This is a genomic window from Serratia sp. KH_031, assembly GCF_057839655.1.
Genome location: NZ_CM174496.1, coordinates 777,385 through 790,106, shown reverse-complemented (window position 1 = coordinate 790,106; position 12,722 = coordinate 777,385). Strand labels below are relative to the sequence as shown.

Annotated in this window: 13 protein-coding genes; 1 reads left to right on the top strand and 12 read right to left on the bottom strand. The window is 51.2% G+C overall.

Annotated features, from left to right (window positions below):
- Window positions 1–2: 2 nt before the first annotated feature.
- The 10 genes from AC3ISQ_RS03495 to AC3ISQ_RS03450 form a co-directional block, all read right to left on the bottom strand.
- Window positions 3–698 (bottom strand): LuxR C-terminal-related transcriptional regulator, encoded by a 696-nt coding sequence (locus AC3ISQ_RS03495; protein ID WP_489350589.1) that lies wholly within the window; start codon window positions 696–698, stop codon window positions 3–5.
- A 396-nt stretch (window positions 699–1,094) separates the two neighbouring features.
- Complete coding sequence (locus tag AC3ISQ_RS03490) at window positions 1,095–1,244, bottom strand: hypothetical protein (protein ID WP_489350588.1); 150 nt, start codon at window positions 1,242–1,244, stop codon at window positions 1,095–1,097.
- Window positions 1,245–1,277: 33 nt separating this feature from the next.
- Window positions 1,278–1,790, bottom strand: a complete 513-nt coding sequence (locus AC3ISQ_RS03485) for a fimbrial protein (protein ID WP_489350587.1) — start codon at window positions 1,788–1,790, stop codon at window positions 1,278–1,280.
- 37 nt (window positions 1,791–1,827) lie between these two features.
- Window positions 1,828–2,355 carry a fimbrial protein gene (locus AC3ISQ_RS03480; RefSeq protein ID WP_489350586.1) on the bottom strand — a complete coding sequence of 176 codons (528 nt, stop codon included), beginning with the start codon at window positions 2,353–2,355 and terminating at the stop codon, window positions 1,828–1,830.
- Between the two features lie 116 nt (window positions 2,356–2,471).
- Window positions 2,472–3,011, bottom strand: a complete 540-nt coding sequence (locus AC3ISQ_RS03475; RefSeq protein WP_489350585.1) for a fimbrial protein — start codon at window positions 3,009–3,011, stop codon at window positions 2,472–2,474.
- Window positions 3,012–3,136: 125 nt separating this feature from the next.
- On the bottom strand, window positions 3,137–4,126 hold the full coding sequence (locus tag AC3ISQ_RS03470) for a fimbrial protein (RefSeq protein WP_489350584.1): 990 nt from the start codon (window positions 4,124–4,126) through the stop codon (window positions 3,137–3,139).
- A 10-nt stretch (window positions 4,127–4,136) separates the two neighbouring features.
- Window positions 4,137–6,725: a fimbria/pilus outer membrane usher protein gene (locus AC3ISQ_RS03465; protein ID WP_489350583.1), complete on the bottom strand. Its 2,589-nt coding sequence runs from the start codon at window positions 6,723–6,725 to the stop codon at window positions 4,137–4,139.
- Between the two features lie 109 nt (window positions 6,726–6,834).
- A complete protein-coding gene (locus tag AC3ISQ_RS03460) occupies window positions 6,835–7,512 on the bottom strand; it encodes a fimbrial biogenesis chaperone (RefSeq protein ID WP_489350582.1) in 678 nt (225 codons plus the stop codon).
- Between the two features lie 95 nt (window positions 7,513–7,607).
- A complete protein-coding gene (locus AC3ISQ_RS03455; RefSeq protein ID WP_489350581.1) occupies window positions 7,608–8,135 on the bottom strand; it encodes a fimbrial protein in 528 nt (175 codons plus the stop codon).
- A 494-nt stretch (window positions 8,136–8,629) separates the two neighbouring features.
- Window positions 8,630–9,178, bottom strand: coding sequence for a tyrosine-type DNA invertase (locus AC3ISQ_RS03450; protein ID WP_489350580.1), 549 nt, complete (start codon window positions 9,176–9,178; stop codon window positions 8,630–8,632).
- A gap of 603 nt (window positions 9,179–9,781) precedes the next feature.
- Between AC3ISQ_RS03450 and AC3ISQ_RS03445 the strand changes: the two genes are divergently transcribed.
- Window positions 9,782–10,600, top strand: coding sequence for a shikimate 5-dehydrogenase (locus AC3ISQ_RS03445; protein WP_489350579.1), 819 nt, complete (start codon window positions 9,782–9,784; stop codon window positions 10,598–10,600).
- Window positions 10,601–11,256: 656 nt separating this feature from the next.
- Here the strand turns inward: AC3ISQ_RS03445 and exbD are convergent.
- Both exbD and exbB read right to left on the bottom strand, forming a co-directional pair.
- Window positions 11,257–11,679, bottom strand: a complete 423-nt coding sequence (gene exbD, locus AC3ISQ_RS03440) for a TonB system transport protein ExbD (protein ID WP_489350578.1) — start codon at window positions 11,677–11,679, stop codon at window positions 11,257–11,259.
- 3 nt (window positions 11,680–11,682) lie between these two features.
- Window positions 11,683–12,660 carry a tol-pal system-associated acyl-CoA thioesterase gene (gene exbB, locus AC3ISQ_RS03435; RefSeq protein ID WP_489350577.1) on the bottom strand — a complete coding sequence of 326 codons (978 nt, stop codon included), beginning with the start codon at window positions 12,658–12,660 and terminating at the stop codon, window positions 11,683–11,685.
- Window positions 12,661–12,722: the final 62 nt, after the last annotated feature.

Sequence of the window (12,722 nt, the reverse complement as noted above, 5' to 3'; positions counted from 1 at the left end):
CTTTACACTGCACTGCCCTGAGGCAACCCAGCGCCCCAAGTATAGAGATCACAGTCGTTATGGAACCCGAGTTTGAGCATCGCGTTACGTTTATGGGTACTGATAGTTCTGACATCTCGGTGTAATGTCAGCGCAGTGCTGGTGACGCTTTTACCGGTAAACAAGCACTCTAATACCTCCAGTTCACGGCAGGTCAGTGGCGTCGAGCGTACGTTGTGTGACTCAAGTAACTCCTTGGCTTGGGGGCTATAACTGTAGTAGCCAGCCATCACCCGCTTTACACACTGGGTCAGTGCTGATAGCGGATCTTGCTTGAGGTAGATACCACGAACTCCCATCGGCACCAGTTGTTTTAGCCACCGTGCATCTGCTTGCGCAGTGCAGACAATCAGCGGTGTCTTTGGCCAAGTGCTCTGAAACTGGCTGATCACCCGCAGGCCATCCAGTATCAACTCCTCATCACCGCTCAGTTCCATCACCACCAGTTCGATTTTGTGGCGTAACATCATCCGCGGCAGGTCATTCACCTTCGAAGTACCCAAACATTCGTCCACGGTAAAACAAGGCTGTGCGAGCAAGCGACGGATCCCCGCTTGGATCATTGGGCAACTTTCAACGATCGCTACCTGTCCAATACAGCAAACGTCATGGGACGCAGCGCAAGAATTCGGTTCGATCCTTTCTATAGATGTCATCATGTTTTTTCTTCCTTTAATAATGACGTCGGCTTGCCCGCATGATTTCCCTAATGGGAAGCCTGTCATCTCCTGTAATGATTAACGCACCGTGAACGTAATATTCTTATTTTCATTCTCTGGTGGTGTTTATAAAACGAGAATGCGCTGACTGCGCCTAATACAACAATTAATAGCAGCATAATATTGCCTTCCGTTGAGACTGATTCCCGTTACTAAATAAAATTTATTATTTTTAAATACGTCGGCACGAGAAAGTAAAGTGCCGACATAATTAATCAAACACAGGATTAACAATAAAAAGATAATAATCCTGTTAGTCCAGTAATCACGGCCATAAATAGCCACAATGACAAACCCGCACGTAACAGCAATAAACGAGGGCGTGGTGTGGCTCGGCTATTCATACAAACTGTCCAGCAACCATAAGGCCAATCCCACCGGTAATACCCCAAACAGCCAGAACATCACCACCAACCCGGCCAGTAATTGCTCCAAACTGGTATGTTGCCCCACTACGCCCATTAACCAAAACGCTAACTGATCCATTTTTTCTCTGCCCTTCCCTGGGCTAGGTGTTACTTACTGATAGGTGAAGTTCATCTGCACCACGCTGCTCACGGTGCCCGGTACCACGGTATCGGTCGCCGGGCGTATCACCCGCCCAGCCAACGCATAAGTGGCGTTACGCTGGGCATCAATCGTCACCGTCATGCTGCTGCCGTTGCCCTGTACTTTGGTTTTGTCGACAGCTTGCGTCATCTGCACCGCCACCCCTTGCGCATCGCCGGTGTTGCTGTACAACGTTGGGTCACCACTGAATGGCGTGCCGCTAAAATGCGCCGTCGCTGCGCGGGTAGCGGCCGGGCAGCTAACCAGTTTGACCTGAAACGGCTGCCAGTCCCCGGCACTGCCCGCGGTTTGCAGGTCTTTTTTCTGCACCCGCCCCAGATTGACGTCCTGACTCACTGAGCCAGTATCGACGTTACAGGCGCTGGCAATCACGGTGCCACTCAGGTTGACGTCCGTGGCATGGGCAGCAACGCCGAGTAGACCGGTGAATGCCAACATAAAACTGACTGTTCGGTATTGCATGGCAACTCCCTCTGAGGCCGGTGAGAACCCATAACGGTTACTGGTAAGTGAAGCTGGCCTGAACCACGGTACTGATAGTGCCCGGCATCACATTCCCAGTTTGGGTATAGGCACGCGCTTTCATAGTAAATAATGCGGTATGGTCAGCGGCTACGGTCGCCACAGGCAAGCTCTTGCCATTGCCCATTAACTCCCCGCCCATCCCTTGTATTTCAACCGCGGTATTCGAGGCACCTCCGCCATTTCTATACATACTGTTTGGATTAGCCGTGTCAGCTGTGCCACTTAAAGTAAGAGTGACTCTTGTAGTACTTGCCGGACAATCTTTCATTTTCACATTAAAACCGGGTGTCCAACTGCTGCTGCTCCCTGCAGTAGCCAAGGTGGTAGCCGGGATATTGCCTAAATCGACGTTCAGGTTAGAGTTAGCAGTATCGACCGTGCACGGCGACGCAATCACAGTGCCGGTAATATTAATTTGCGTTGGTGCATCCGCCATCGCCTGATGAATACTCGCTGCCAAAACTAATGCCGCTAATAAAGACTGTTGTGCTTGTTTTTTCATAAAGAACTCCTTGATGTTTAGTAATGTACTCGGGCAGGGGCTCCCCCCCTGCGTCCTTGAGTTAATTCAGCGTGACGGCGCATCATTTCTTCACAGCCTTTTACGATCACAATCCTTTACTGGTAGGTAAATGCCACCTGCATGGTACTGATGATGGTGCCGGGCGTTACGTTACCGGTTGTAGTATAAGGACGAGTATTAAATGAGAAGGAAACCGCGTGTGTAGAGGAAGACACATCCTTCCTCCAAGTACTTTGGTTCGGGTTTACAGTAATGTCAGTCCAAACAGCGGCATCTGGTTTGATTTTTACCCCGAGATTGGTCGCTGTGCCGGTGTTTTTAAAGAGGTTACTATCAGCAGCATACTGCTGGCCAGAGAAGGTGGCGGTAACTTTAGTCGTACTGCCTGGGCAGTCTTTTAGCGCTACGCTAAAGGTTTGCTGAATACCTCCATATGAACCTGCCGAAGCCATGTCAATTGCCGGAATATTGCCTAAATCAACGTTCAGGTTTGAGTTGGCGGTATCGACTGTGCACGGCGAAGCAATCACATTGCCGGTAATATTTACCTGCACCGGCGTATCAGCTATCGCCTGATGAATACCAGCTGCCAACACCAATGCGGCTAATAAAGATTGTTGTGCCTGTTTTTTCATAAATAATTCCTTGTGTTTAATAATGTACTCAGGCAGGGAAAGCCCTCCCATCTCCTTGAGTGTATTGAGCGCCATTGCGCAAACTTTATTTACTACTTGGCTGTTATAATAAATAGCCTGATTATTTACTGATAGGTCATATTCAATGTCATAGTGGCATTAGCAGCACCAGCAGTGACCGGATTTTTAGTCTGATAATATTGCGCCACAAACGGGAAAGTTTCTTGCCCGCCAGCAGAGGTTTTCAGCACAATATTATTGTTCAGTGCCAATGGCGCGTTATTATAAAGAATTTGTATCCCAACACCTTTGGCGACATTGGTCGCACCAGCGTTGGTTAACTGCAAGACTCCGGCGGTGCTGCTGTCGGTATTTTGGGTACCGGTCATCTGGACGTTAATCCTCGCCCCTTTATCACAGTTCAACCCTACATTAAAGGTTTTTGGCTTGGCTGTAGTTCCAACCGAAGTAAATACAGACCCATTCACATTATCTAGAGGAACCTGAATAGCTGTATTGTTGATAGAACAAGCCAGAACGGTGACATTAAATGATGTGATATTCATCGGCACTTCGGGCTGCATTACACCATCTAATGAAGTAATAAATGCCCCCACTTTCTGCGCCTGCACGGATTTCGAACCAGTATTCAAACTTGCTGTCTTATATAATGTTAACTTAAATGAACCATTAACAGTTGGCCATATCCCAGAAGTACCACAGTTACTCAAACTGTTCGGAATTCCATTGAATAAAGCTTTCTGACCAATATACGTAAGAGAATCACATGCAGATGAAACAGCGAGAGCATACCCTATCCCCGGCACATTGGTGGGGAAAGTCGGCATATTATTATACCAAGGTCCAATAGTCCCATAAGCTCTACCACCAACATTCTGAGGCCCATTGCCCGTACATGTATATATTATCCCCCCAGCACTCGTCACCTCCCCCAACACAGAACCAATCGGTAAATCGCGTTGTATGGCATAAGCAGGGAAACTCACGTTCTGTGCTGCGCCAGCAGTACACCCAGCCAAAGCAATCCGTGGAACAAAAACACCTCCAACCAACACACCAAAAAAGACCAGTATCAAAGTTGTATTACGTTTCATAGAATCCATCTCACAAGCACTGCCCGTTCATTACCTGAACGCCCGTGTTCTCTGTTGTCTGTTTCGTCAGGGTGTAATTCACCTGACACTGTTGGTCTGCCGCACTGCCCCATTTCACATTGAGGCTGCCGCTGTCTGCCAAGCCGGTTAAATACACCTGACCGTTGTCACCGACGATAAAGCCCTGTGCCGTGGTTTGGGCTGGGTCACTGACCGTGGCACCGAAAGGAATCGGTGCGCCGCTTTGTCTCAGTAATGTCATCAGCACCCGCTGGCCGACGTTGGCGGTAAAGTTGGCTCGCACCACTGCACCCCTTGTCGGTACCACGTTTTGCGTGGTCTGCATCAGGTCCACATCATCCGGCAGTGTTTCGGTATTCAGTTGCACCAGGTTCTTACGGTACGGCGTGCTGTACGGCACGATGGCGTAACCGCGCCAGTCGGTCTTCACCCCGGTCTGGTTGCTGACGCCGACACCGCTGGCACCCGGCGCTTTCACCAAGGCAATGGTTTCACCCAGCGGTTGCCCAAAGGTAATGCCGTCTTGGTGCGCCACTATCCCGCCCTGCAGGCCGTAGTTCACCCGCTGGCTGTTCTGGTCATAGGCATAACCGGCATTCACTTCGGCGTAGGTGCCTTTGTAATCCGCATTCAGGTTGCCGCTGTTGCCGGTTCCGGTGCTGCCGCTGCTGTAGCCTTCTTGTGCACTCCAGCTCAGATTGTTGTCTGCCAGCGCCGTGCCATTCAGGCCAACCGTGTTGGTGGTGCCGCCTTGTTTGCTGGTGTTCAGGTTATACGTCGCGTAGGTGTTACCCAGGAACCGGTTGAGCGGTACGCTGAGGTTGAAGGCAAACACCTGGTCACGGTTGTAGACCTTGCCACTGCCGCCGCCGTTACTGCTGCTGGCGGTCGCGTTCTCGTTGTAGCTGTAGTTCAACCCGTAGCTGATGCCATTCCAACTGTTGTTATAACCGGCACCAATCGAGCGCATGGTGCGGTCACTGTTCCAGTAATCTTCACTTATCCAGCTCAGCGACAGACTGCCGGCATCTTTCCACAGGTTCTGACTCAGGGTCAGTTCACTGCGGTTACGGCGACGCTCGTTCAGGGGCATGCTGTTCTGGTCACGGTAGGTGTCCAGCACTTCCTGCAAGCTGTAATAACCGTCGGTCGAGTAGCGATAACCGGCAATGGCAAAGTTGGTGCCGGTCTGCACGATGTTCTTGCTGTAACGGATACGCCATGACTGACCATTCTCTTTTTGCCGCTCATCCATGGTTGACCACGCCTGCGTCACGTCGGTGGAAATCGCGCCGAAGTCACCCAGGTTTTTACCGACACCCAGTGCCAGTGACTGGTACTTGCTGGTAAACTGCCCGCCGCCGTAGGCGGTAAAGCCGTGTGGCAGACCGTAAATCGCCGTGCCTTGCGTAAACGGGGTCTTGTCGACACTGCCGTCGTACGAACGGTATTGCCCGCTGGTCACCGCGTATTTGAGGCGGCCTTCCCGTTGCAACACCGGCAAGGAGGCAAACGGCACCACCAACTGCTGTTCGCTGCCGTCGGCTTCTTTTATCGTCACATACAAGTCACCACTGCCCCCGGTCGGGAACATGTCGTTAATCTCAAATGCGCCCGGCGACACATAACTCTGATAAATCACATAGCCGTTCTGGCGGATAATCACCTGCGCGTTGGTGCGGGCAATCCCACGTACCACCGGCGCGTAGCCTTTCAGGCTGTCCGGTATCATGTCATCGTCAGAGGCCAGTTGCGCCCCGCGGAACGGTACGCTGTCGAACACGTCGCTCGGCGAACTGCTGTCACCCAGCACCAACTGGCTTTTCAGCGACACGATGTCACGCGCCGCGTAGGTGTAAACCGTGTTCCACTTGTCCTGACCGTTGCTGTCACGGTTCCAGGTGGTGTAGTTGCGCAGCCGCCATGGCCCGATGTTGATACCCGGGCGCAGGTTGGCATATTGGCTGTCGCTGTCACTACTATTACTGTTACGTGCCGAGGTGTTGGCGCCACTCAGGTTGTAGTTGAGCAGTAGCGCCGGGATACCGTTGTCCCACTGGCTTTCGGGTACATAACCGCGTGCCTGTTGCGAGATAGCCGCCTGCGGAATACTCAGCAGCAACTGCTGGGCGCTAAAGCGGAACTCGGCACTGGCCTGCGGAATGGCGCTGAGGGTAGCGCACTGCGCCTTGGCATCACCCAATCCTGGGAACAGGTCGGTCTTGACGCCCATCTCATTCAACTGCGCCACCGTCAGGCACGGCTGCAAACTCTCTTTGCCGTCTGCACCCTTTTGCAAGCTGAACACCACGTCGCGGGTGTCCTGCTGTTCGTTGTTGATGTAGACATCGACCCGGTAAGTGCCCGGTGCCTGTGAGGCCCCGTCTTCAAACACCGTCAGGTCGGTACTGCCCTGATGCGGGTTGTCGATTTCCAGCAACGCCGGGTTGAAAAAGTCGCGTGCCTGCGCTTCAAACGACAGACCGCTTAATAGCGCCAATTGTGCGGCGATGAGATACGCCAACCGACTGACGCGCGGGACAGGTTTAGCCCTGCCCGGACTTGTGTGGTGATTCATCCATTTACTCCGTTACCTGCAGGGCAATCTTTACCCTGTGTCCCTTGCCCTCACACTACCTGTGAGGTACCAACTGCTGTGGGTATCGCCTTGTCGCTATAGGTTGTCTTTATAATGTTTTGGTGTGCTCGGCACCGACGCCGCCGTAGTCACTAATCAGCTTCCAACTGAGGCTGCCGCCACTCACGCCGGCTGGCAGAGCAAAGCTTGCCGTGCTACCCGGCGCCACGTAAGTCACGTCCGGCAACTCTTTACCCGCCACTTTCACTTCCTGGAAGTTCATGTAGAACGGCGTCGGGTTGGTCACTTGCAGGTTATTGCCACTGCGGCTCCAACTCAGCTTCTCGGTCTGCTCTTCCGGCACCCCTTTCAGCCCCTGCGGACGGTAAATCAGTTTGATGCGCGTCTTCACCGCAATCTGCAGGGTGTTCTTGTTCTCGTCTTTCGCCGCTGACGGGATGGACTTGATATTCATCCAGTACAGGGACTCTTTATCCGACGGCAAACTGCCGCCCGCCCGCACCACGCGCAGCACGTTCTCTTGCCCACCGTCCAAACGGAACAGCGGTGGCGTCACCATAAAGGGGGCTTTCTCAGCGCCACCAGTGGTGGTCTCTACCCATGTCTGGATAAGGTACGGCACCTTGTCCGGGTTACTGACGCTCAGTGAAGACTCCTTTTTACCGCCGTCATAAATCAGGCGCGTACCGCCCACAATCACCCCGGCCTGAGCGGCACTGGCACTCACCAGCAAGGTCGCCAGCAACGCTGTAGATATTACTTTCATTACATATTCCCGATCATTAGAGAGAAAAAAGGCCGGCAATGCTGCCGCCGGCCCGTATTTACGATGCCAACCCAAAACACCGGGCAAGCAGAACCTTAGTTGTAGTTGATGGAGAAGCTGGCGGTAGAGTTCGCCGGACCTGCCGTCACGTTGGCTGAAGTGGCGATATAACGAGCCACGAAGTCCAGGTTGTTGGTCACAGTGCCAGACTGCAGTGCATACGACTTAGACTCAGTAAACAGTGGCAGCACAGTGTTAGCATCGTCAGACAACTGGATACCGACACCGGTCGCCACGCCTGCATCTTGGGTCAACGCCAAGACACTGTTGTCACCGCTGACTGACACACCGTCAAACTTCACAGTTGCGCTGCTGACTGTGTCTGGGCAGTTCTGCAGTGCCAGGGTGAACTTGGTGGCCGCTGATTTATCACCGGCTTGAGTGAAAGCAGATTTCGCTACTTTACCCAGTTGCACATTCAGTGGGCTGGCAGGGGTATTCACCACAGTACAAGCCGCATCGATGATTTCACCGGTGAAGTTCACTTGGCCATCAGCCGCAAACGCAGACACACCAAACGCAGAGGAAGCCAATACAGCAACAGCAATCAGGTTCTTTTTCATACTACTTTCCTTTATAATGAATGCACTCGAGTGCATAACAGTGATATTTGACATAGCCTTATGTCAGTCCATTTTTATTTAGTTCTTGCGGGAACCTCTCCCGTTAAATAAGCCATCGAGCAAATAAGCCTTTAATACCCGACGAGTCATTCTGAACCAAACTGTCTCCTCTGGTTTTTATCACTAAAAAAATACAAAAAACAGTTCATACAAACCAAACAAGCGAGGTAAATTGAAATAAAACAGCACATAAAACCATTATTTAATTTAAGGGTATTTTACAGTTTCAAAGAAGGAGGGGAAAAACAAAGAATAACGTGGGAAAAATTAACGAAAACAAAACGATTTTAACAATATAATTAGTTGATAAATAAAGATAAAAACAAGAAAAAAAATATCCATGGAGAAAATGTTGACACTCTGAAGGAAAATCCTTAGAGTGGGCGCCAGTTTGGTTCAAACTGTCTCCCTAATAATAAAACGTTACATTCTAATTACCATACTTCTTTAAACCGCCCCGCATTGCTCGCGGTATAAAGAACGGTGTGTTGAATATTGCGGTGCCCCAAGAAATCCTGAATCAATCGGGTATCAATTCCCCTGTCTGCCAAGGCAAAACCACAGCTATGTCTGAGCATATGCGGGTGGGCGTTAACCTCTAATCCAGCACGTTCACTACAATGACGTATTAACCAATAGATCCGCTGTCGCGATAAATGATTTCCCTTCTCTGAAAGGAATAACCAGTCACTCTCTGCCCCTTTGTAGTTTTTCCGCGCTTTTAACCAAGATCGTAATGCTTTAAGCTCCTTGGCATATAAAGGGTGAATGGTAGAGAAGCCATTTTTCAGGCGGTGAATATAGATATTCCGCCCCTCGATATCGAGATCAGAAAGGCGCCAACGGTTGATCTCACTCACCCTGCAACCATGAATAAAACACATCCAAATCAGGCAGTAATCTCTTTCTGGATGACTCCCATGCTGGGTCGCTACCAGCAGACGTTCAACTTCAGAGGGGGTCAAGTGCTTACGGTTTGTCATAGAGCCTCACTGTACTAAAAACTTAAATTGGCGCAGGGTTATTCATCCATTTACGCACCTACAGTAGTCAAAAAAATAACTGACATTTATGCCACAATAGCTTCATCCTCGCTATTTTTAGTATAGAGGATAAAAATAAACACATCAGCCATTGTTTTTATGTGGGATTCTAACAAAGGATAAATCCGAGCATAAAAACAACAATAATGAATGTTTTTTAAATAATCTTTTAAATATTAATTAAGCATTACTATAAGCTAAATACTTAGCAAGTTAAGTAATGCGTAAAATAAAAAACATTCATCATGTTAATATTTTAATGATTACCATAGGAATTAATAAAAACGCATAGATTCATAATTAGAAACGAATTTAAAAAACAGATCCAAATCATTAACAACATTTTAACCATAGGGAAAAATAAGCTCTAATGCTACGGCGGGGAATTAACGTGTCAAAAATTATAATTAATCTCAGACTCATCTCAAAAATCGTCAACACAGCCAATGTATGATTTCCCGCACCACTCCAAATAAAAGTCTGACTCTCCCGCTATTTGGCGTATGCTGAAACGGTTATTTTTTGCAAAGCAAAGGAGCTTCGATGAGCCGTGAAATCAATAAAGAGACTCAACTGTGCATGTCGCTGGCAGGTCGCCCCGGTAACTTTGGCACCCGCTTCCACAACTATTTGTACCAAGAGTTAGATCTCAACTTCATCTACAAAGCCTTTACCACCAAGGATATTCAGGCGGCTGTCGGTGGTGTCCGGGCTCTGGGAATTCGCGGTTGTGCGGTTTCCATGCCGTTCAAAGAGAGCTGCATCCCCTTCCTCGACCAGCTCGATCCTTCCGCCAAGGCTATCGATTCGGTCAATACCATCGTCAATGACGACGGTTTTCTGCGGGCTTACAACACCGATTACATCGCCGTCGCCAATTTGCTGAAACAGTATCAGGTGCCACACACCACCTCTTTCGCGCTGCGCGGCAGTGGCGGTATGGCTAAAGCGGTCACCGCCGCACTGCGTGATGCCGGTTTCAAAAACGGCCATATCATTGCGCGTAGTGCGCAGGCAGGCCAAGCATTAGCGAAACAATACGGTTATCAGTGGCAGCCAGAAGTGGGTGATTTGCTGGTCGATATGGTGGTCAACGTCACCCCCATCGGCATGGCCGGTGGGGCGGAGTCTGAGCAGTTGGCGTTTGAGCCTGCAACTATCGCTGCGGCGAAGATTGTTTTTGATGTGGTGGCGCTGCCGGTCGAGACTCCGCTCATTCGCTATGCGCGTGAGCAGAGTAAACAGGTGATTACGGGTGCAGAAGTGGCGGCGATCCAGGCATTGGAGCAATTTGTGTTGTATACCGGTGTGCGCCCGACGGAGGAGCAAATCGCCAGGGCGGCGGCTTATGCGCGTGGGTAATTAGCGCTTAATTTGTCATTGCTGAGTAAGTTTCGGTCGCTAAACGTGGGTTGTTTCATGTAACGCGGATGACCGCGACCGAGCAGGGAGCGCCAAGAGCTGCGCCCCCTGCACCCCGAGCCCTTGCCAAATCAGGCGGTTGCTGGCGCAACGTCCCTCACTGCGGCACTGCGCATAACGGCCGGCTACGATATACATCCCTGTATAACTCGCCTAAAACCGCCGTCCTGGCGGTTTTGCCTATGCTCCGTTTCTCCGTTCGGCGCCTTCAATGGCGTCAACACCCGTGCTTCACTCACCAAATCTATCGATTTTAATTGGGTGAGATTACCCGGTGATTGAGGATGGGGGTGTTGACGTTGAGAGCGCATCATAGGCAGCCGAACAAGGCGCAGTTGTCAGGAGCATCTGGCCAGGACGGCCAGATGAGGCGATGTGAACATGGACGTTCATTGAGCCGACCCGTCAGGCAACGGCAACGCAGTGAGGGTACCCGCGCAGCGGGCTGACTATGTTAAGCGTAGGCGCGGGTGAAGGGGCTGCGCCTTTCAGCCCCTTCAATTGCCGTCCATTATTGCTACAGAGATCACCGCACGTTTGCGGCAATTCCAATTACACCGAATTAAAAAAGCGCACAGTAATACGATTAACGTCAGCTACTTCGCTGCGCCTTCCATGCCCACCAGCCCGACTTTCAAATACCCCGCAGTGCGCAGCGTATCCATCACGCTCATCAGCGTTTCGTAATCCACGGTTTTGTCGGCTTGGAAGAATATGGTGGTTTCTTTGTTCGACTGAGTACGCTTATCCAACACGCGGGTCAATTGATCCGCACTGACGGGTTGATCGCCCACGTACAGTTGTTTGTCTGCTTTCACCGACAGGAATACCGGTTTCTCCGGTCTTGGCTGCGGTTTGGCAGAAGACGCCGGCAAGTCGACGCGAATGTCTACCGTGGCCAACGGCGCGGCCACCATAAAGATGATCAACAGCACCAGCATGACGTCGATAAACGGCGTCACGTTGATTTCATGCAGTTCGCCGCTGTCGTCCAGATCTTCATTCAAACGCATCGCCATAAATCACCCCACCCGTAGCTGGTGTGAATGCTGTGCGCGTTTAGCGTCAGCGGTAGCCGCCAGATCCAGATCGCGACCTAACAGCAATAGGACCTGCGCCGCCACGTCACCGACTTGAGCACGGTGACCACTAATCACGCGGGCGAAGATGTTGTAGATTACTACTGCCGGGATCGCCGCGATCAGTCCCATCGCCGTTGCCAGTAAGGCTTCGGCGATACCGGGAGCCACCACCGCCAAGTTGGTGGTTTGTGATTGGGCAATGCCGATAAAGCTATTCATGATGCCCCAGACGGTGCCGAACAGCCCGACAAACGGTGAAATCGCACCGATGGTTGCCAAGAAGCCGTTACCACGCCCCAGTTGACGCCCATAAGCAGCCACTTTGCGCTCTAAACGGAAGCCGGTACGTTCTTTGATGCCGTTGTTGTCGTCGGAAGCCGCCGACAATTCCAATTCGTTTTGTGCATCATTCAGCAATACGGCGGTAATGCTCTCTTGCGAGAAACTTTGCGCCACTTCGCAGGCATCATCCAATGAACGCACATCGGCCAGAGCCAGTTGTTCGCGACGCAGACGGCGCTTAGAACGCACCAATTCGCTACCTTTGGCAAACAGAATGGTCCAAGTGACGATTGAAGCCAGCACCAAGCCAATCATCACGGTTTTAACCACCGCATCGGCGTGTTGGTACATACCCCAAATGGAGAGATCCATACCGCGAGTTTCAGGGGGTTGCAGGGTCGGAGCAGGATTTACCGGAGTGAGACTATCAACCGCAGCAGGTGTTGTTGGCGCTGCCGGATTCACCGCAGTGACGCTTTCAGCAACTGCAGGTGCCGTTGCAGGAGCGGCTTGCGCATGGCCTGCTAACCCAACCACCAGCACCATTGAGGCGATCATGCTGCGTCCGAACGCCCCCCATTGCCCCCGGCCAATACCACGGACTCCTTGATTCAACTTGTTGCCAGCCGTTTTCACGCTGCGCCTCCACCCAATATCAAAATTACAGAAGAATTCAGCGTGGGATCATATCAAACAAA

Coding starts and splice junctions, on each gene's coding strand:
- AC3ISQ_RS03495 (WP_489350589.1), bottom strand. CDS start 698: ATGATGACATCTATAGAAAGGATCGAACCGAATTCTTGCGCTGCGTCC.
- AC3ISQ_RS03490 (WP_489350588.1), bottom strand. CDS start 1,244: ATGGATCAGTTAGCGTTTTGGTTAATGGGCGTAGTGGGGCAACATACC.
- AC3ISQ_RS03485 (WP_489350587.1), bottom strand. CDS start 1,790: ATGCAATACCGAACAGTCAGTTTTATGTTGGCATTCACCGGTCTACTC.
- AC3ISQ_RS03480 (WP_489350586.1), bottom strand. CDS start 2,355: ATGAAAAAACAAGCACAACAGTCTTTATTAGCGGCATTAGTTTTGGCA.
- AC3ISQ_RS03475 (WP_489350585.1), bottom strand. CDS start 3,011: ATGAAAAAACAGGCACAACAATCTTTATTAGCCGCATTGGTGTTGGCA.
- AC3ISQ_RS03470 (WP_489350584.1), bottom strand. CDS start 4,126: ATGAAACGTAATACAACTTTGATACTGGTCTTTTTTGGTGTGTTGGTT.
- AC3ISQ_RS03465 (WP_489350583.1), bottom strand. CDS start 6,725: ATGAATCACCACACAAGTCCGGGCAGGGCTAAACCTGTCCCGCGCGTC.
- AC3ISQ_RS03460 (WP_489350582.1), bottom strand. CDS start 7,512: ATGAAAGTAATATCTACAGCGTTGCTGGCGACCTTGCTGGTGAGTGCC.
- AC3ISQ_RS03455 (WP_489350581.1), bottom strand. CDS start 8,135: ATGAAAAAGAACCTGATTGCTGTTGCTGTATTGGCTTCCTCTGCGTTT.
- AC3ISQ_RS03450 (WP_489350580.1), bottom strand. CDS start 9,178: ATGACAAACCGTAAGCACTTGACCCCCTCTGAAGTTGAACGTCTGCTG.
- AC3ISQ_RS03445 (WP_489350579.1), top strand. CDS start 9,782: ATGAGCCGTGAAATCAATAAAGAGACTCAACTGTGCATGTCGCTGGCA.
- exbD (WP_489350578.1), bottom strand. CDS start 11,679: ATGGCGATGCGTTTGAATGAAGATCTGGACGACAGCGGCGAACTGCAT.